The organism is Streptomyces sp. NPDC052109 (assembly GCF_040680195.1).
Taxonomy (GTDB): Bacteria; Actinomycetota; Actinomycetes; order Streptomycetales; family Streptomycetaceae; genus Streptomyces.
Genome location: NZ_JBFAWF010000006.1, coordinates 136,021 through 154,680, shown reverse-complemented (window position 1 = coordinate 154,680; position 18,660 = coordinate 136,021). Strand labels below are relative to the sequence as shown.

Annotated in this window: 15 protein-coding genes and 1 pseudogene; 10 read left to right on the top strand and 6 right to left on the bottom strand. The window is 72.7% G+C overall.

From position 1 onward, the window contains the following. Nucleotides 1-82 precede the first annotated feature (82 nt). From xylB to adh, 8 genes and pseudogenes are all read left to right on the top strand, one after another. Nucleotides 83-1,537, top strand: coding sequence for a xylulokinase (gene xylB / locus AB0L59_RS15435; protein WP_365583084.1), 1,455 nt, complete (start codon nucleotides 83-85; stop codon nucleotides 1,535-1,537). Between the two features lie 34 nt (nucleotides 1,538-1,571). Next, nucleotides 1,572-2,780 carry an ROK family transcriptional regulator gene (locus AB0L59_RS15430; RefSeq protein ID WP_365583082.1) on the top strand — a complete coding sequence of 403 codons (1,209 nt, stop codon included), beginning with the start codon at nucleotides 1,572-1,574 and terminating at the stop codon, nucleotides 2,778-2,780. 187 nt (nucleotides 2,781-2,967) lie between these two features. Beyond that, complete coding sequence (locus tag AB0L59_RS15425) at nucleotides 2,968-3,306, top strand: NUDIX hydrolase (RefSeq protein ID WP_365583079.1); 339 nt, start codon at nucleotides 2,968-2,970, stop codon at nucleotides 3,304-3,306. Nucleotides 3,307-3,544: 238 nt separating this feature from the next. Further along, nucleotides 3,545-5,029 carry an APC family permease gene (locus AB0L59_RS15420; RefSeq protein WP_365583076.1) on the top strand — a complete coding sequence of 495 codons (1,485 nt, stop codon included), beginning with the start codon at nucleotides 3,545-3,547 and terminating at the stop codon, nucleotides 5,027-5,029. A gap of 142 nt (nucleotides 5,030-5,171) precedes the next feature. Next, nucleotides 5,172-6,185 carry an acetamidase/formamidase family protein gene (locus tag AB0L59_RS15415; protein ID WP_365583074.1) on the top strand — a complete coding sequence of 338 codons (1,014 nt, stop codon included), beginning with the start codon at nucleotides 5,172-5,174 and terminating at the stop codon, nucleotides 6,183-6,185. 181 nt (nucleotides 6,186-6,366) lie between these two features. Continuing rightward, nucleotides 6,367-6,929, top strand: a pseudogene (locus AB0L59_RS15410) (N-acetylmuramoyl-L-alanine amidase); the annotation flags it as partial. 60 nt (nucleotides 6,930-6,989) lie between these two features. Continuing rightward, complete coding sequence (locus AB0L59_RS15405) at nucleotides 6,990-8,297, top strand: GAF domain-containing protein (protein ID WP_365583569.1); 1,308 nt, start codon at nucleotides 6,990-6,992, stop codon at nucleotides 8,295-8,297. Between the two features lie 56 nt (nucleotides 8,298-8,353). Further along, entirely contained in the window at nucleotides 8,354-9,877 is a 1,524-nt protein-coding gene (gene adh, locus AB0L59_RS15400; RefSeq protein ID WP_365583071.1) for an aldehyde dehydrogenase, read from the top strand. An 83-nt stretch (nucleotides 9,878-9,960) separates the two neighbouring features. On the opposite strand, the gene AB0L59_RS15395 is transcribed toward adh, so the two are convergent. Beyond that, the gene (locus AB0L59_RS15395) at nucleotides 9,961-10,824 is read right to left on the bottom strand and encodes a LysR family transcriptional regulator (protein WP_365583068.1); all 864 of its coding nucleotides are present in this window, start codon (nucleotides 10,822-10,824) and stop codon (nucleotides 9,961-9,963) included. 107 nt (nucleotides 10,825-10,931) lie between these two features. On the opposite strand from AB0L59_RS15395, the gene AB0L59_RS15390 reads away from it, so the two are divergent. Beyond that, a complete protein-coding gene (locus tag AB0L59_RS15390) occupies nucleotides 10,932-11,930 on the top strand; it encodes a 4,5-dihydroxyphthalate decarboxylase (RefSeq protein WP_365583066.1) in 999 nt (332 codons plus the stop codon). Nucleotides 11,931-12,174: 244 nt separating this feature from the next. Here AB0L59_RS15390 and AB0L59_RS15385 read toward each other — a convergent pair whose 3' ends face one another. Continuing rightward, a complete protein-coding gene (locus tag AB0L59_RS15385) occupies nucleotides 12,175-12,654 on the bottom strand; it encodes a zinc-binding dehydrogenase (protein ID WP_365583064.1) in 480 nt (159 codons plus the stop codon). Next, the gene (locus tag AB0L59_RS15380) at nucleotides 12,651-13,544 is read right to left on the bottom strand and encodes a LysR family transcriptional regulator (protein WP_365583061.1); all 894 of its coding nucleotides are present in this window, start codon (nucleotides 13,542-13,544) and stop codon (nucleotides 12,651-12,653) included. Before AB0L59_RS15380 ends, AB0L59_RS15385 begins: the two co-directional genes overlap by 4 nt. 91 nt (nucleotides 13,545-13,635) lie before the next feature. On the opposite strand from AB0L59_RS15380, the gene AB0L59_RS15375 reads away from it, so the two are divergent. Then, on the top strand, nucleotides 13,636-14,724 hold the full coding sequence (locus AB0L59_RS15375) for an alcohol dehydrogenase catalytic domain-containing protein (protein ID WP_365583058.1): 1,089 nt from the start codon (nucleotides 13,636-13,638) through the stop codon (nucleotides 14,722-14,724). Nucleotides 14,725-14,926: 202 nt separating this feature from the next. Here AB0L59_RS15375 and AB0L59_RS15370 read toward each other — a convergent pair whose 3' ends face one another. Genes AB0L59_RS15370 through AB0L59_RS15360 form a run of 3 tightly spaced genes read right to left on the bottom strand, consistent with a single transcriptional unit; the run spans nucleotide 14,927 to nucleotide 18,509 of the window. Next, nucleotides 14,927-16,504, bottom strand: coding sequence for an NAD(P)/FAD-dependent oxidoreductase (locus AB0L59_RS15370; RefSeq protein WP_365583055.1), 1,578 nt, complete (start codon nucleotides 16,502-16,504; stop codon nucleotides 14,927-14,929). After that, the gene (locus AB0L59_RS15365) at nucleotides 16,501-17,229 is read right to left on the bottom strand and encodes a methyltransferase domain-containing protein (RefSeq protein WP_365583054.1); all 729 of its coding nucleotides are present in this window, start codon (nucleotides 17,227-17,229) and stop codon (nucleotides 16,501-16,503) included. Before AB0L59_RS15365 ends, AB0L59_RS15370 begins: the two co-directional genes overlap by 4 nt. Further along, nucleotides 17,226-18,509 (bottom strand): lycopene cyclase family protein, encoded by a 1,284-nt coding sequence (locus tag AB0L59_RS15360; RefSeq protein ID WP_365583052.1) that lies wholly within the window; start codon nucleotides 18,507-18,509, stop codon nucleotides 17,226-17,228. Before AB0L59_RS15360 ends, AB0L59_RS15365 begins: the two co-directional genes overlap by 4 nt. Nucleotides 18,510-18,660: the final 151 nt, after the last annotated feature.

Here is an 18,660-nt window from a genome sequence, read left to right as displayed (position 1 = left end):
TAGTATGCGCTCGCACCGCTGGGAAGAGACAAGATGTCTTTGTCCCGCAAAGTCGCGAAGACCGCGGAAAAGGGAGAGCCCGATGTCAGCAGCCGAGGGTCCGCTCGTCGTCGGCGTGGACACATCCACCCAGTCCACGAAGGCACTGGTCGTCGACGCGGCCACCGGCCAGGTGGTGGCGAGCGGCCAGGCGCCGCACACCGTGTCCTCCGGCGCGGGCCGCGAAAGCGATCCGCGTCAGTGGTGGAACGCGTTGTGCGAGGCGCTCGGCCAGTGCGGTGACGCGGCGCACGAGGCGGCGGCGGTGTCGATCGGCGGCCAGCAGCACGGCCTGGTCACCCTGGACGAGCGGGGCGCGCCGGTGCGTCCGGCACTGCTGTGGAACGACGTCCGCTCGGCCCCGCAGGCCCGGCGGCTGGTGGAGGAACTGGGCGGGCCGAAGGCCTGGGCGGAGCGCACCGGCAGCGTGCCCGGCGCGTCGTTCACGGTCACGAAGTGGGCGTGGCTGGCCGAGCACGAGCCGGAGTCGGTCCGCGCGACGAAGGCGGTACGGCTCCCCCACGACTACCTCACCGAGCGGCTGACCGGGCAGGGCACGACCGACCGGGGCGACGCCTCCGGCACCGGCTGGTGGGCGTCCGGGACGGAGACGTACGACGCGGAGACGCTCGTGCACGTCGGTCTCGACCCGGCGCTGCTGCCCCGGGTGGTGCGGCCCGGCGAGGTGGCCGGCACTGTGCGCGACAGCCATGACCTGCCGTTCTCCAAGGGCACGCTGGTCGCCCCCGGCACCGGCGACAACGCGGCGGCGGCCCTGGGCCTGGGCCTGCGGGCCGGCACCCCGGTGCTCAGCCTCGGCACGTCCGGCACGGTGTACGCCGTCTCCAGGCACCGCCCGGCCGATCCGACCGGCACGGTGGCGGGGTTCGCCGACGCGCACGGCGACTGGCTGCCCCTGGCCTGCACGCTGAACTGCACGCTCGCCGTCGACCGCGTCGCGGCGCTGCTCGGGCTGGACCGGGAGGCGGTGGAGTCCGGCGGTTCGGCGACCCTGCTGCCGTACCTGGACGGCGAGCGCACTCCGAACCTGCCGAACGCCTCAGGTCTGCTGCACGGCCTGCGCCACGACACCACCGCGGGCCAGTTGCTGCAGGCAGCGTACGACGGCGCCGTGCACGCCCTGCTGGGCGCGCTCGACCTGGTCCTGGACGAGGACGCGGACCGCAGCGGCCCCCTGCTGCTCATCGGCGGCGGGGCACAGGGAACGGCCTGGCAGCAGACGGTACGGCGGCTGTCGGGGCGGCCGGTCCAGGTGCCGAAGGCCAGGGAGCTGGTCGCCCTCGGGGCGGCCGCCCAGGCCGCCGGACTGCTCACCGGCGAGGACCCGGCCGCGGTGGCCCGCCGCTGGAACACGGCCGCGGGCCCGGTGCTGGAGGCCGTGGAGCGGGACCAGGAGACGCTGGATCGGATCACCGGGGTACTCTCCGACGCGGCCCCGCTGCTGGAGCGGGGGACGCAGACCACACCGCGCGCATGAGCCGGGCGGCAGACATCGAGGATCGACTTCAGGCATGACCGCACCGCTGCACGAGGTCCGCCCGCCGGGCGCCGGCCGGGCCCTGCCGGACACCCAGCAGGGCATGCGCCGGCGGAACCTGGCACGCGTGATGCACGCCGTCAGCGCGGAGGGTTCGCTGTCGCGGGCCGCGGTCGCCTCGCGCATCGGGCTGACGCGGGCCGCCGTGTCGACGCTGGTGGACGAGCTGATCCGGTGGGGTCTGCTGGAGGAGCTGGGCCCGGAACGGCCCGGCCGGGTGGGCCGGCCCGGGTCGGCGCTCGCGGTGAGCGGCCGTGGTCCGGCCGGGATCGGCGCCGAGATCGGCGTCGACCACCTCGCGGTGTGCGCGGTCGACCTGCGTGGCGTGGTCCGTGCGCGGGCCGTGCGGCACGGGGTGAACCGGGGGCGCGCGCCCGGACCGGTGGTCGAGGAACTGACGGAGCTGGTGGGCCGCGTCGTCGCGGAGGCGGAAGGGGAGGAACTGTGGCCCGCCGGGCTCGCGGTTGCCGTGCCCGGACTCGTGGCACGGGACGGCCGAACGGTCGCACGCGCTCCCAACCTCGAATGGCACGACACCGACCTCGGTGCGCTCCTGCCCGGCGACTGGCCGCTGTCCGTGGACAACGAGGCCAACTTCGGTGCGCTCGCGGAGCTGTGGCTCGGCGAGGGCGCGCCGCGTGACTTCCTGCACGTGTCGGCCGAGATCGGCATCGGCGCCGCGGTTGTCGTGGACGGCGGACTGCTGCGCGGCACCCGGGGCTTCGCCGGCGAGCTGGGCCATGTCCCCGTACGGCCGGACGGCCCGCGCTGCCCGTGCGGCGGCCGGGGCTGCCTGGAGCAGTACGCCGGGGAGGAGGCGGTGCTGCGCGCGGCGGGGCTGGAGCCGGGCGAGGATCTCGTGGGCCTGCTCGCGGATCACGCCGAGCGGGGCGACGAGGGCGTACGGGCAGCCCTGCGGGACGCCGGTACGGCACTCGGTATCGCCCTGACCGGAGCGGTGAACCTCCTCGACCCCGAGACGGTGATCCTCGGCGGCGCGCTGGCCGGCCTCTCCCCCTGGCTGCTGCCGTCTCTGGAGGGGGAGCTGACGGGCCGCACCGCGGGGCCGCCCTGCCCGGTGACGGTGTCGCGACTGGGCCCGCAGGGCCCGCTGCTCGGCGCGGCGCACTCGGTCGTGCGAGGCGTACTGGACGATCCGGCGGTGGTGGCGGAACGATCCTGACGTCCCCTGTGGATGGTGACGGGAGGCCGGGTGACGGACTGGGTGCCGCGAGCGGAATGGGTCAGGACACAGCCGCGGGCGCTGCTCGCCTCGTGCGTGCTGATGCTCGACCCGCAGGCCCGCATCCTGCTGCTGCGCTACGGGCCGGGCCACCCGAACCCGGGGGTCGTGGTGGCTGCCGGGCGGCATGCTGGACCACGGGGAGGACCCCTGGGCCGCGGCATGCCGGGAGATGCGTGAGGAGACCGGCATCGAGATCGGCCCGGAGCCGGTGCTGGTCGGCATCGACCACCGGGTGGACGTCCTCGGCACCGGGTCGGTGCTCGACTGCTTCTTCGACGGCGGCACCCTGACGGAGGACACCCCCGTGCGGCTGAGCCCGGAGCACGACCGGCACCGGCTGTTCTCGCTCGACGAGCTGGACGGAGTGCGGCTCACGGCCCGGCGGGCCACATTGACGGCGCTGCACGCGGCGGCGCGGGCCGGGAGCGTGGTGTGCCTGCGGGAGGGTCTGCCGCTCTGCTGAGCCGGGCTCGCACGGCCCGGCCACCGTCTGCGCTCACCCGATGGGCTGAGCGGGTTTTCCACAAGTGGAGGCTTCGTCCACGGAACCGGTGCGCGCTCTTCTGCCCAACCTGCCCGCGCCGTACCGTGATTCACGCGAGGCACAGCCGACGGCACGTCAAGGTCGGCACCGGCGCGGCGTTTGACGGCAATTCACACATATCGGGTGGCAGTGCGCTGACGGGTATCGGGGGACGGGCATGCACGAGGAGACGACCGGGGGGCTGCGGCGCGACGCCATCGGGTTGCGCGAGGTGCTGTTCCAGAGCGTCACGGCGATGGCGCCGGCCGCAGCCGTGGCCGCGTCGATTCCGGCCGGTGCCGCGTTCGCGGGCGGCAGCCTGCCGCTGGCGGTGCTGATCGCCCTGGTGGCGTGCCTGTTCACCGCGTCGTGCGTGGCCGAGCTGGCCCGCGAACTACCCGCGGCGGGGTCCGTGGCCACCTATGCGGCGCGCGGCCTGCATCCCGCCGTCGGCTTTCTCGTCGGCTGGGGTTACGTCTTCGTGGAGATGCTGGTCCCACCGCTGCTGCTCCTGCAGCTGGGCTTCACGGCAGCGGGCACGCTGCACGAGGAGTGGTCGTCGTATCCGGCGGATCTGTGGTGGCCGTGGTCCCTGGCGGGAGCCGGCGTCATCGCCGTCGCCGGTTACCTGGGCGTCCGTGCCTCGGCCCGCTTCGGCACCGTCCTCGGCGTCTTCGAGATCCTCGTCTTCCTGGTGTTCGCGGTCCTGCTCATCGGCAAGGCGGGCGGTGCCAACACCCTGTCCGTGTTCGGCACCTCGCACACCGCCGACGGCTACGCCGGGATCAGCGGGGTGTTCGCCGGGTCCGTGTACACGGTGCTGGCGTTCGCGGGGTTCGAGGCGGCGGCGCCGCTCGCCGAGGAGACTCGCGACCCCCGGCGCACGATGCACCGCGCGGTTCTCGGAGCGGCCCTGGGCATCGGGCTGTTCTACGTGATCACGACCTATGCGATGACCGTCTACTTCGGCCCGGACCGCTTCGCGAAGTTCGGCGCCTCGGGCGGGGCCTCCTGGGACGGTGTCGCCCGGGCCTCCTTCGGCCTCTTCTGGGTGCTGGTGTTCCTGGCGGTGATCAACTCCACGATCGCCAACGCCAACGCGTGCGCCAACGTCTCGACCCGCACGGCGTTCGCCCTGGCCCGCATCCGGGTGCTGCCCCGGCTGCTCGCCACGCTCCACCCCCGGCATCGCTCACCTGTGGCCGGCATCGTGCTGCAGACCCTCGTGGCGGTGGGGGCGGTACTGGGGCTCGGTTTCGGCTACGACCCGGTGACCGCGTTCCTGCTGCTCGCCACGGTGATCGTCACGGTCGTCGTCGGTGTCTACATCGTGGTGAACCTCGCCTGCGCCGGCTACTTCCTGCGGGCCGGACGGGCCGCCCTCAAACCGGTGCGGCATCTGCTGTTCCCGGTGCTCGGCATCGCGGCCTTCGTGCCCGCCCTGCTGACGTCCGCCGGACTCCCGGTCTTCGACTTCGTCACCGAACTGACGGCCCCGGTCTCCTACGCCGGCCCGATCGTCGGCGTCTGGATGGCGACGGGCGTGGTGGCGCTGCTCCTGCTGATACGGCGTCACCCCGAGCGCATAGCCGAGACCGCGCGAGTGCACCTCGAGGCGTACGACCCGGCCGGGCAGCGGCAGGACGGGACCGTGCCCGGCTGACCTGTCGGCACCCGCCACACCCACCCGCCGACGAGCCGACTCTCCGCAGAAGCCCACCCGCCGCAAGCGCGGCCACCCGGGCAAGCCGTTCCGGCGCAAGCCGCGTCCCACGGCCGCCCCGTCAGAAGGGACCCTTTCCGCGATGACCGACCCCCGGATCCTCACCGTGCGCCCGGAGCCGGACGAGTACGCCTGGACGTTCGGCGGAGCGCCGCCCGTGGCGCGGATCGCACCCGGCACCGTTCTCGACCTTTACACGGAGGACTGTTTCGGCGGGCGGGTGCGCTCCGAGAAGGACCTCGTCTCCGAGGTCTGCGAGTTCCCGTTCCTCAATCCGCAGACGGGCCCCTTCCACATCGAGGGCGCCGAGCCCGGCGACACCTTGGCGGTGCACTTCGTGTCGATCGAACCGGCCCGCGACTGGGCGGCGTCGACGACCGTCCCGCTCTTCGGCGCGCTCACCTCCACGCACACCACGGCCACGCTGCAGCCCCCGCTGCCGGAGCGCGTCTGGATCTGGCAGCTGGACCGCGCGCGGCGCACCGCCCTGTTCCAGGCGCGGGACAGCGACATCCAGGCGGAGCTGCCCCTGGACCCCATGCACGGCACGGTCGGCGTGGCGCCCGCGAATTTGGAGGTGCGCGCGGCTCTGGTCCCTGACGCGCACGGCGGGAACATGGACACGCCCGAGATGCGGGCCGGGGTCACCTGCTATCTGGGGGTCAACGTCGAGGGCGCCCTGCTCAGCCTCGGCGACGGGCACGCCCGGCAGGGTGAGGGCGAGACCTGCGGAGTGGCCGTGGAGTGTGCGATGAACACCGTGGTGGTCGTCGATCTCCTCAAGGACGTCGCCACGCCGTGGCCTCGGCTGGAGTCGGACACCCACATCATCTCGACAGGCTCGGCACGGCCGCTGGAGGACGCGTTCCGGATATCGCAGCTCGACCTGGTCCAATGGCTGGTGCGCGACTACGGGTTCAGTGCGCCGGACGCGTACCAATTCGCAACCCAGGCGGTCGAATCACCGTTGGCCAACGTGTGCGACACGAACTACACCTGCGTCGCCAAGCTCCGCAAGGAGTGGCTGCCGGCCCGCGAGACGTACCGCGGCGTGCACGCGCGGCTGCGGGAGACCGCACGAGCGGTGCGGGGCTGACGCCGCAGACGTCCGTGGAGACACCTCTCCCGCGTTCGGCAAACCCACCCCCCACGACTCCTGACGCCCCCCATATCCGTGAAAGGCACCCGCCGATGGACATGGACCCGGCCGGCCCGGCGCAGTCGAGAGAGCCGGCACCACCAGCGAGCCCGGCACATCCGCACCTAGCAGACGGCGGCTGCTGAAGGGCGCGGCGCTCGCCGCCGTCGCCTACGCACTGCTCCCCGCCCCTCCCGGGCCGGGGCGCGTCCCGAGGCCGTCTACTGCCCGCCGGCCGAGTGGCAGCCGGCGAGCACCTCCAACTACACCGCGTCCGACCGCCCGGGCGACTACGTCATCGAACGGGTGATCATCCACATCACGCAGGAGACGTATGCCAACATGCTGACGATCTTCGGCAACCCACAGAAGAAGGTGTCCGCGCACTCTCTGGTCCGCTCGGCGGACGGTCACGTGGCCCAGTGCGTGCACGAGGCCGACATCGCGTGGCACGCCGGCAACTGGGACTACAACACCCGCAGCATCGGCATCGAGCACGAAGGGTGGGTGGACCAGCCCGCCTACTTCCCCAACGCCCTCTACGAGCAGTCCGCGAAGCTCACGGCGGCGGTCTGCGACACGTACGGCATCCCGAAAGACTGGGAGCACATCATCGGCCACTACCAGGTGCCCGGCACCGACCACACCGACCCGGGCCCCGACTGGCACCGGGTCCGCTACCTGAGACTGGTCAACTTCGCCCAGCCGGACGACGATGGTCGCAGGACCGACGTGAGCCGTTCACCGTCCGGGGAGGCCGAGTTGACCGATCCGTGGGTGGCCCTGGAACCGGGGGCCGACCCCGCCGAGCGAGTCCGTGCACTGCGCAGGGCGCACGAGACGTTCACCACCGCGGGCACGGTGCCGCGCCCGGTGCGGTCGGTGGTCGCGGAGTCGTGGCGGCGCAGCGCGCGGGCCGGTGTGGGGCCCGACGGCACCGCGAGCGTGGAGCTGTCCGACGGCGACCTCGGCGCGTACCGGGCGGAGCACCCGCTGGCCCGGGTGATGCCGCTGTTCCGGGAGTTGATGGGCACGTTCGCCGCCGACGGCGAGCACCTGCTGGCGGTGTGCGACGCGCACGGCAGGCTGCTGTGGGTCGAGGGGCATCGGGCGACCCGGCGCCGGGCGGACGGGATGAACTTCGTGCCGGGGGCGGGCTGGTCGGAGAGCGCAGTCGGCACCAACGCGCCGGGCACCGCCGTCGCCGTGGACCGGCCGGTGCAGGTGTTCGCCGCGGAGCACTTCATACGGCGGGTCCAGCCCTGGACGTGCGCGGCGGCGCCCGTGCACGATCCGCGTACCGGCCGGGTCCTGGGCGCCGTGGACATCACCGGCGGGGACGGACTGGCGCATCCGCACAGCCTCGGCTTCGTGCGGGCGGTGGCGCGGGCCGCCGAAGCGCAGCTCGCGCTGCTCGCGCCGCCCCCGACGGCCCCGGACGCACCGCTGCTCGATGCGCTGGGCCGGGACGAAGCCGAGCTCGTCCTGAACGGCCGACGGGTCCGGCTCAGCCGCCGGCACAGCGAGATCCTCGTCCTGCTCTCCCAGCATCCCGAGGGGCTCAGCGGAGACGAGCTGCTGTGCGCGATGTACGCGGACGAGTCGGTGACCCCCGTGACGCTGCGGGCCGAACTCGCCCGGCTGCGCAGACTGTTGGGTCCCGGAGTGCTCGCCTCGCGGCCGTACCGGCTCGCTGCCGCGGTCGAGTCGGACGCCACGGTGGTGGAGCGGCGGCTTCGGGCGGGAGCGGTCACGGCGGCGGCGGAGGCGTACACCGGTCCGCTGCTGCCCGGTTCGCAGGCGCCGGCGATCGTACGGCTCCGGGAGCGCCTCGCCGACGGGCTGCGGGCGGCCTTGATCGCGCACCGGGACCCGGATCTGCTGGCGGACTGGGCGCGCGCGCCGTGGGGCGAGGACGACCTCACGGTGTGGCGGGCGCTCGCCGCGGTGCGGCCCACGGCTGCGGTGCGGGCCCGGCTCGCCGCGCTGGAGGCCGAGCTGACGGCGCCGGCCGGCCGGGCAGCGGGACGGGCCGGCGGCGCAACGTGGTTGCAACGTCCGCCCGCCTAGCCTCACGCCGGGAGCTGCCCAACGGCGGGCAGCGCTGCACCGGGAGGCAGACCAGCATGACTCGTTACGCGGCGCCGGGCACCGAAGGCGCGATCGTCTCCTACCAGGCGCGTTACGACCACTTCATCGGCGGGCAGTACGTGCCGCCGCTGCGCGGGCAGTACTTCGAGAATCCGTCGCCGGTCAACGGCCGGCCGTTCACCGAGATCGCGCGCGGCACCGCGGAGGACGTCGAGCGGGCCCTGGACGCGGCGCACGAGGCCGCGCCGGGGTGGGGCCGTACGTCGGTGGCGGAGCGCAGCGACATCCTGCTGAAGATCGCCGACCGCATGGCGGCCCATCTGGAGCCCCTGGCGGTGGCCGAGAGCTGGGAGAACGGCAAGCCGGTGCGTGAGACGCTCGCCGCCGACATCCCGCTGGCGATCGACCACTTCCGGTACTTCGCGGGGGCGATCCGGGCGCAGGAGGGGTCGCTCGGCGAGATCGACGACGACACGGTGGCGTACCACTTCCACGAGCCGCTCGGGGTGGTCGCACAGATCATCCCGTGGAACTTCCCGATCCTGATGGCGGCGTGGAAGCTCGCACCGGCGCTCGCCGCGGGCAACGCGGTCGTCCTCAAGCCGGCCGAGCAGACCCCGGCCTCCATCCACTACTGGGTCGGCCTGATCGCGGACCTGCTGCCACCCGGGGTGCTGAACATCGTCAACGGCTTCGGTGTGGAGGCGGGCAAGCCGCTGGCGTCCAGCCCGCGGGTGGCGAAGGTCGCGTTCACCGGAGAGACCACGACCGGGCGGCTGATCATGCAGTACGCCTCCGAGAACATCAAGCCCGTCACACTCGAACTCGGCGGCAAGTCGCCGAACATCTTCTTCGACGACGTGTGGGCCCAGGACGACGACTTCCGCGACAAGGCGCTCGAGGGCTTCACCATGTTCGCCCTCAACCAGGGCGAGGTCTGCACCTGCCCGTCCCGGGCGCTGGTCCAGCGCGGCCACTACGCGGAGTTCCTCGAGGCGGCGGTCGAACGCACCCGGATGATCAAGCCGGGCCACCCCCTCGACACCGACACGATGATCGGCGCCCAGGCCTCCAACGACCAGCTGGAGAAGATCCTCTCCTACCTGGACATCGGCCGACAGGAGGGTGCGAAGGTCCTGACCGGCGGCGAACGCGTCGAGTACGACGGCGAGTTGAAGGGCGGCTACTACGTCCAGCCGACCATCTTCGAGGGCGACAACCGGATGCGGATCTTCCAGGAGGAGATCTTCGGCCCGGTCGTCTCGGTGACCTCCTTCGACGACTTCGACGACGCGATCAAGATCGCCAACGACACGCTGTACGGGCTCGGTGCGGGCGTATGGACCCGGGACGCCACCACCGCCTACCGCGCGGGCCGCGCGATCCAGGCGGGCCGCGTCTGGACGAACTGTTACCACGCCTACCCGGCGCACGCGGCGTTCGGCGGCTACAAGCAGTCCGGGATCGGCCGCGAGACGCACAAGATGATGCTGGAGCACTACCAGCAGACGAAGAACCTGCTCGTGTCGTACTCGCCGAAGAAACTGGGCTTCTTCTAGAAGCCCCACACCGGGCGCCTGACCAGGGCAGATACCCGAGCGCCTCGTCGCGGAATCGGCATGATGCCGGCGGACCCCGCGGTTCAGGTATTGCAGCCGTCCTCGGCCACTTGGACGAAGCTGCGGACCAGCGGGCTCCGCCCGGTCTTCGGCCAGGCCACGACGAGGTCGCTCGGCGGTCGATCGCTGAACGGGACGGCGACCAGCCCGGCGGGCAGCGGTTGGTCGACGGGGGCGAGGGCTGATGTTCCGTTCCAGAGGGCTGCTTGCAGGCACTCCTGAATCGTTCGCATGACCGGCGTGGTGTCGTCGTGGCCGCCGCCCGTCCAGTACGCGGTCCACACGGGATCGGTGCCGTACGGCAGTCGGACCCACCTGCGGCCGGCGAGGTCGGCCGAGGAGACGGAAGCGCGATGGGCGAGCAGATCGTCGTCACGCATGACCACGCCGACGGGTACCGAGCGCAGGATGTGCGTGCTGATGCCGGTGTCGTCGAACGGAGTTCGGGTCATCGCCACGTCGACGAGCCCGACGAGCCCGGCGCGGAGCCCGGCTGTCGGGTCGCCGAGGTCCGATTCGTGGACGGTGACGTTCACGTGCGGATGTCGTGCCCGGAAGAGCGGGACCAGCCGGCCGCCGACGTGTTCCGCCGCGTCTGCCAGCGTCCCGACGGACAGGGTCGCCGCGCCCGCCGCGTCGGCCACCCGGGTGCGGATCCGTTCGGCCTGCGCCAGCAATGCCTGCGTTTCGTCGTACAGAACCGTTCCAGCGGGCGTGAGGGCGACGCCCTTGGGTGTGCGCTCGAGCAGGGCGACGCCGAGTTCGTCCTCGAGCTGCCGGATCGCACGGCTGAGCGGCGGCTGTGTCATGTGCAGCCGGTTCGCTGCCCGGCCGATGTGGCGTTCCTCGGCGACGGCGACGAAGTACCGGAGCGAGCGGAGGTCCACACCAGCACGATACCCGTGCGGTATCGGGCGTACCGAGATGGTCTTGGACAGCAGATCCCGCGTCGGCCAACGATGGGAGGCGGTGGAGCTGCCAAGGAGGGATGTTCATGACCAACCCCGCTCTCACGGTCGGGTGCTTCCGGTACGACACGACGCGGGCGCTGTTCGACGGGTCCGTCAGGGAAGACGGCATCGACGTCACGATGGAGACCGCCGCCACCCTGCCGGAGATCTTCGACCGCCTGATTCGCGGAAACGAGTTCGACGTCGCCGAACTCGGGCTCACCTTCTACCTGCGGCTGCTGGAGACCGGGCTGCCGTACGTGGCGTTGCCGATCTTCCCGAACCGCGCGTTCCGGCACTCGTGCGTTTTCGTCAACGTCCACAGCGGGATCACCGAACCGGGTGATCTTGCGGGCAAGACCATCGGCGAGTTCGGCACCTACGGTCAGGACTCCGGCGTGTGGGCCAAGGGAATCCTGATGGACGAGTACGGGTTCAAGCCCGAGAGGAGCCGTTGGGTGATCGGCGGCCTCGAACGCCCTGCGGCGCCCTTCGATTTCGTCCCTCATCCCCATCCAGCCGAAGTCGACGTGAGCGTCGCGCCCGAGGGAAGGGCGCTGGGTGCGATGCTCGACTCCGGCGAGATCGACGCCCTGTTCTCGGCGAACGTCCCGGAGTGCGTGCTCGCCGGTTCCCCGAACGTCCGCCGGCTGTTTCCCGACTTCGAACCGTTGGAACGCGACTACCACCGGCGAACGGGCATCTTCCCGATCATGCACACCATCGTCATCCGGCGGGATCTCCTGCGGGACCGGCCCCGCCTCGCGCACGGCGTCCACCGCATCTTCTCCCGGGCGAAGGACGCCGCCGCCGACCGCTACCGCCAGAACCGTCGGCTCTACCAGGTTCAGACCATGGTTCCGTGGATGAACGCCCTGATCGAACGCAACGGTGAGGAGTTCGCCGAGGACTGGTGGCCCTACGGCATCGCGGCCAACCGCGCCGCCCTCGATGCCATCCTGCGCTATCACCACGAGCAGGGTCTGACCACGCGGCGGTGGAGGATCGAGGACGTCTTCGCCGCGGAACTCCTCGACACATGAGTGTCCGCTTGCCGGGGGTGCTTGATGCCGCCGCGTCGTGCTGTCTCACCTGGCCGGCGCTACGCGGCCTCGTGCTCGATCCTCGGCATGGCGCCCCGTGCCGGACGTGGCCCGCTCATGCATGGAGCACGCCACATCCAGTCCTGCGCCCTGGACGGTGGTGATCACCTGGCGGTGGCCGGGTTCCGGACCGGGAAGCGGTCATCGGCGCGATCGGCGGATCGGCGCGGGGTGGCGATGGCGGTCATGGGAGGAGCACGACCTTTCCGTCGTGGTGGCGCTGCTCGAGCAGTTCGAACGCGCGCTGGACGTCGGCGAGGGGGAGGGTGGCCGCGATCGGGACTTCGAGGCGGCCCGAGGCGGCGAGATCGGCCAGACGGACGGGCGAGGACTTCGGAGCTGGTGCCGGCCATGCTGCCGTCGGTACGGGCGCCGGTCTCGGCGGCCTTCTCGAAGGAGACGATCGTGTTGAACCGTGACGGCAGGACGCCGAGCTGTGCCGCGAGGTCGACGCACGGCGGGCCTTAGGGGCCGACGAACGCGTCGGCGGGCTCGCGCCACGGCCGAACCCGTCCAGGCGCTCGAAGACGGCCGGCCGCGCCCCCGCGTCCTCGTCGACGGACGCGGCGCCGCCGGACCGCTCCGGAACGCCGGACAGCTCGACATCACCCCGCCGCCTCCTCTCTCCGGGTGCACAGCATCGGCGGGCTGCGGCGACGGTCACGCCGCGGAGGCGATCGCTCGGGTGACAGCCGTGACTGCCGGAGCCGGTGGGCCGGGAAGCCGAGCCATGAGCACCCGCCGGACCTCGGGGGGTGCTCCGTCCACGCGCAGCAGGCTCACGCCGGGCGGCAGCACCGTCGACATGCGGGACGGGACGGTTGTCACGCCGAAACCGCCTGCGACCAGGCGCAGCTTCGTCAGCCAGTCCCTCGTCGTGTGGACGACGCGCGGCCGCCCGGGCAGGCCCGGCCACACCCCGAGCAGAGGTTCCGCACTCGATGACGGGGCCGCGATCCATGGAGCATCGATGAGCTCGTCGACGTGGACCGCGCTCCGGCCGGCGAACAAGCCGGTGGTCTGCGCCGCTACGAGCAGTTCGGTGTCCTCTACGGCCTCGACGTGCAGCCGGGGGGACTCGCCGTCCGACGGCCGGTGCGGCGGGCGGGACGTCAGCACGGCGATGTCGATCGAGCCCGCCCGCAGCGCCCGGAGCAAGCCGGGCGTGGTGCCCTCACGCGTCGTGACCGTGATGTGCGGGGTGGCCGCCGCAAGCCGCGTGAGCACGCCGGGCAGGATCACTGCCCCGGCGCTGGGGAACAACCCCAGCCGCACCGATTCCGTCTGTGCGGCGGAGCCGGTGAGCTCGCGCTCGGCCGCGGCGACGGACTCCAGGATCGTGCGAGCGTGCCGCAGCAGGTTCAGGCCGGCGGGAGTGAGCCGCACCCCGTCGAAGCGGCGCTCGAACAGCACGGTGCCCGCGCTCCGTTCGAGGGCCGCTGCTTGGCGCGAGACCGCCGACTGGGTGTAGCCGAGCAGGGAGGCTGCCGCGGAAAAGCTCCCCGACTCGGCGACCTGCCGCAGCACCCGTAGAGACGTACTGGAGAAGTCCATGCGCACTACGCATACCACGGATGCAGATCGTCGTTTGGCGCATGCCCTCTGCACTCCTAGCCTCAAGACCGACGGCCAAGGAGGTCAGCAGATGCGAGCAGCAGTCCTGACACAGTTCGGTGCCCCGCTCACCGTGCAGGAGATACCCGACCCGGGCGAAGGCGGTGGCGAGGTGGTGGTCGAGGTCCTCGCGGCCTCTGTCCCGCCCTACGCCGACGAGGTCTTCAGCGGCCGGCGGAACTACCCGCTCGAACCCCCCGTGGTCCCCGGCCCCGGCGGCGTGGGACGCGTCGTCCACATCGGCCCCGACGCCACCCGGCTGCGCGTCGGCGACCTGGTGTGGTGCGACTGCACGGTCCGCTCACGCGACGACGCGCTGACCCCCGACATCACGCTGCAAGGGTGGAGCTCCCGCGGCGACGGTGGCGCCCGGCTCGCCCGGCACCTGCCCGACGGTTCGTTCGCGGAGCTCATGCGGGTACCCACGGAGAACGTCTACCCGCTGCCCCGGGAAGCGGAGGACGACCCGGCTCGCTGGTCCTCGCTCGGCGTGTACGTCATCCCCTACGGAGGACTGCTGGCGGGCCGGCTCCAGGCAGGCGAGACGCTGCTCGTCAGCGGGGCCACCGGCAACCTCGGGAGCGCCGCGGTCGCCGTGGCGCTCGCGATGGGGGCGGGCCGCGTGATCGCGCCCGGCCGCAACCGCGCCGCGCTCGGCCTCCTCGCCGACCGGTTCGGCCCGCGCGTGCGCCCGGTCGAACTGACCGGTGAGGAGGCCGCCGACCGAGCGGCCATGTCCGCGGCCGCGGAGGACCCGATCGACATGGTGCTCGATCTGCTCCCGCCCAGCGCGCCCAGCACGGTGTCCCGCACTGCGGCCATGACCGTCCGCGAATACGGCCGCGTCGTCCTGATGGGCGGTGTCGGCATGCTCGGCGGCGCGGATTTCGCCCTGCCCTACCCGTGGATCATGCGCAACTCGGTCACCGTTCAGGGGCAGTGGATGTACCCACGCCCGGCGAACACCGCCATGATCCGGCTCATCGCATCAGGTGCGCTCGATCTCGCACCCGAACGGATCCGCACCTTCCCCCTCGACGCCGTCAACGACGCCGTCGCCTACGCGTGCGAGCACGGCGGGCCGTTCGACCGCACCGTCCTCACCCCGACCGCCGGCTGACCGCCGTGCACCGCGTCCGCGCAGCGGTGACGTGCCGTGTGCGGGTCCCGGGTGCGGCCGCCGCCCATGGTGGCCGAGTCCTGGTCCGCTCGTTCTCATGCTCCTCATGTCCTGCCAACCGGTTTCCCCCTGGGGTCCCTTGCGGCGTCCTCGTCCCCGAAGGGGCGTGTGCGGAGCGACGGGTCCGGTTCCGCCGGGCCGTTCAGTCCGGCCGTCCCCGGGCAGCGGCCGTCCGTCCCCCTGCGGCCAGGGCCCTCAGGAGGACGCTCCGCCCGCGGTCCGGCACCGTCCACAGCGTCTGGCCCCGTACCCCCCATCGCTCGAGCAGGGCGTTGGCCGCGAGAAAGCCGCTTGTGGCCGCCCGTTCCATGAGTGCCACGGGCAGGCCGGTGCGGACCATGTCACCGGCCACGACCACTCGCGCGTGCGGGGTGCGGACGGGAGGGCGGTCGCCGTAGCCGCCCACCGGGAACAGGGGACAGTCATCGTGCCACTCGTGGCGGGCGTCGAGGACCGTGGCCGTGCTGGTCTCCGGGTAGATGCGGTGCAGTTGGTCGAGGAGGCGCTTCTGTTCGACGTCCCGGGCGGATCCAGGCGGGACGGCGTAGGCATGCAGTTCGACGACGGAACCACCGGTGCGCGCGCTCCAGCGAGCCGCCTGGTCCTCGTAGCGCTCCAGCACACTGATGTTGTCGAGGGTGCCGAAGCCGCTGGTGCCGAGGAATCCGGGCCGGTCGGGTGCGACGGGCCGGTCCAGCCACAGCCGGCTGACCAGAAAGGGCGGGGCGGTGCGCAGCCGTCCGATCCTCTCGCGCCAGGGCGCGTCGCCCAGATTTTCGCAGCGTACGACCAGCGAGCGCAGCCCTGCGCTGTCCAGGGCGAGGACGACCCCGTCGTGGTGGCGCTCGTCCCGATCGCAGGCCACCACGAGACCGGTGCTCGGGGCGGGCGCGATGTGCTCGACGGCCGTGCCGGTGCGCAACTCCACGTGGTGCCCGGCCAGGTAGCCGGCGAGCGGGTCCCACAGGGCGGCCTGGAACGGGGCACGGGGCACATCGAACAGCAGCCCTTCGGCGGAGCCGAGGAAGTAGATGTGGAACATCAGCGCCATCTCGGCCGCCGACAACTCGCGCGGATCGGCGAAGAAGCTGCGGGAGAACACCTCGAACGCCAGGTTCCGGGCGCTTTCGGGAAACCGTACGGCGTCCAGGAAGTCGTGGGCGCTGGTGCCGTCCAGACGGTCGTACACCTCCGGCACGCGCACGTCGAGCAGGGGCAGGGCCGCCAGCGGGGCCATGGCGCGCAGGTCCGCGAGCCGGAAGGAGGGGCTGAGTGCCGCGAAGCCGAGCGCGTTGAGCGGCGGCGTGCGCGGGACGTGCCGGAAACTGTCGTGCAGGCCGCCGGCGTTGAGCAGCGGGTAGTCCGGGAGGCCGGTGAGCCGCTCCAGTCCGGGGTCGGTCCGGCGCAGCAGACCGCGCAGGTTGTAGTACTGGCGGAAGAAGGCGTGGAAGCCGCGGCTCATGGTCACCGTGGTGCCGTCGCGCAGCACGGTCGGCCATCCGCCCACCCGCCCGCCGAGGTACGGCCGCCTCTCGTACACGGTGACGGCCACGCCGCGCTCGGCGAGCACGGTGGCGGCGGCCAGGCCGGCGATGCCCGCGCCGACCACCGCCACCGACGGCGGGGTTCCCTGCACGCGGGGGGCGCCGGGCCGGGCCGTCAGGATCCCGGCCCGCCGGTCGCGTCCCCGGCGCGCGGCGCCCCGGCACGTGGTCCTCATGCGTCCTCCCTGTGGTCGTACGCCCGGTGGGCGACGAAGGTGTGCGTGATGCCCGTCTGCCAGCCCGGCAGCGGCAGGGTGCGTACCTGGTCGAAGCCGGCCGCGCCGAGCCGCCGCGCGAAGCGCCCGGCGGTGTCGAACTCCACCACGCTGCGCCGCAGGTGCCGGTACAGCGGCCCGTCCCCCAGCAGGGTCGCCACGGGCTGCACGACACCCCCGCACACCAGCGTCCACACGGCGCGGTCGGCCCACCGTCCGCGGAGGGTGTACTCGTGCACGCCGAGCCGGCCGCCCGGCCGCAGCAGCCCGCGCACGGCGGTGAGGACGGCGTCGGGATCGGTGAGGTTGCGGAAGAGATAGGCCGCGAACACCGCGTCGAACGGGCCGCGCACGCCGGCCTCGAAGAGTCGCTCGGCGGGCGCGTGCACGAAGGTGACCTCACCCGCCCACGGCTTGGCCGCGGCCCGCCGAAGCATGCCTGCCGAGGCGTCCACGGCGGTGACGTCGGCGGCGGGCAGGACGGACCGCAGCGCGGCGGTGGAGGCACCGGTGCCGCAGCCGAGGTCGAGCACGCGCAGTCCCTGCCCCTGTCCGGGCAGGCCGAGCCGGCGCACCGAGCGGCGCAGGTGGGCGTGGTAGCCGGGGTTCGCGGCCACGAGCGTGTCGTAGCTTCTGGAGGCGTGGTCGAAGGCGGTGGCGAGGTGATCGTCGCGCAGCAGCGTCATGCGGTCTCCGTGGGGGGCAGAAGCGGGGCGGACGGGTCCGGCGCGGGAAGCGGCGGGAGGGCGGGAGGCGTCGGCGGACGCGGCGGCGCGGGCGGGTGGAAGGGGCGGCGGGGCACGCGGGGCAGTTCCAGGGCGGAGCGCAACATCGGCCCGAGGGGCGTGCGCAGGCCGATGGACAGGTCCTCGTGCGGGCGGGTGCCTCCGTCGAGGAAGCGCAGCAGCCGTGCCATGGGCACGCGGGCGAACAGGCGGCCGAACAGTTCCGGGCCGTCGGCCCGGCCGCTGTCCAGGGCGCGCAGCAGTACGGCGTCCATGGCGCGGGAGCGCGCCGAGTGGGCGGCGGGCGGCACCGGACGGCGCCCGCGGCGCAGGGCGTCGGCGACGGCCCTGGTCTGGCGCTGCAGTCCTGCGAAGGTGTAGCCGGTGGCGGGGCGGGTCGCTCCGCCGGCGGTGCCGATGCGGAAGGTCGAGGCTCCGGTCTGCCGGGAGATCTGCGCGTCGGTCATGGGGATGAGGCCGGTCTCGGTGGCCAGGACCTGCCGTTCGCCGAGTCGCAGCACCTCGTCCGCGTAGTGCCGGACGGCGGCTTCGTATCGGTCCGGAGTGAGGGTGCGCGGGGAGAACTCGGTGTACTCCACCAGCGCCTCGTACGGCCCCGTCGGCAGGACGTAGCCGAAGGACAGGCCGTGGTCGGGTTGCGGGGTGCGGAAGTCCATCAGCTCCACGGCGGCCGGGTCGAAGGCGGGCCGGGTGGTGCGCACGAACCAGCCGTGGAAGTGCTGCAGCAAAGTGGTGCGGGCGGCCGGGAGGCTGCCAAGGGGGCGGGAGTCGAACACCCAGCGGGCCCTCAGCACCCGCGCCCGGCCGTCGCGGTCCCTCAGGTGGACTTGAACGCCACCGGGCACGTCCTCCACCGCTTCGACGGTCGCTTCCAGGCGCCGCACGTTGGGGCTGCGGGCCAGGTCCCGGAAGACCAGGCGCTCGAAGTCGTCGGAGCGGATCATGCGGTACCTCAGAGGGGAGATGTCCCCCTCGATCGGGGCGCGGTTGCGCGGACGCACCCTCAGCCGCTGCCACTCGGCACGCACCGCCGCGTCGAACCGTCCGGGGGCCGCCGCCCAGTAGCACCAGGTCCGCGGTGGTGGTCGCAGCGGGCCGGGCGGCGCGTCCACCAGCACCACGGACGGCGTCCGCAGGCCGGGAACGCGCCCGGCGAGCCGGTGGGCCAGCGACAGCCCCGCTGCGCCCGCACCCACGACGGCCACGTCCGTCTCCGGCACGGCGTCTCCCTTCGTCGGTGTTCTTCCGGCGCGGTCTGCGTGCGACTCGCGGCGGCGGGGTGTCACGGCGGCGTCCGCGCCCCGCAGCGGCGGCTGGGGGAACACGGCGCCCGTCCTGGATGCTCCGGCCTGGTTTTCCGGATTGTGTACC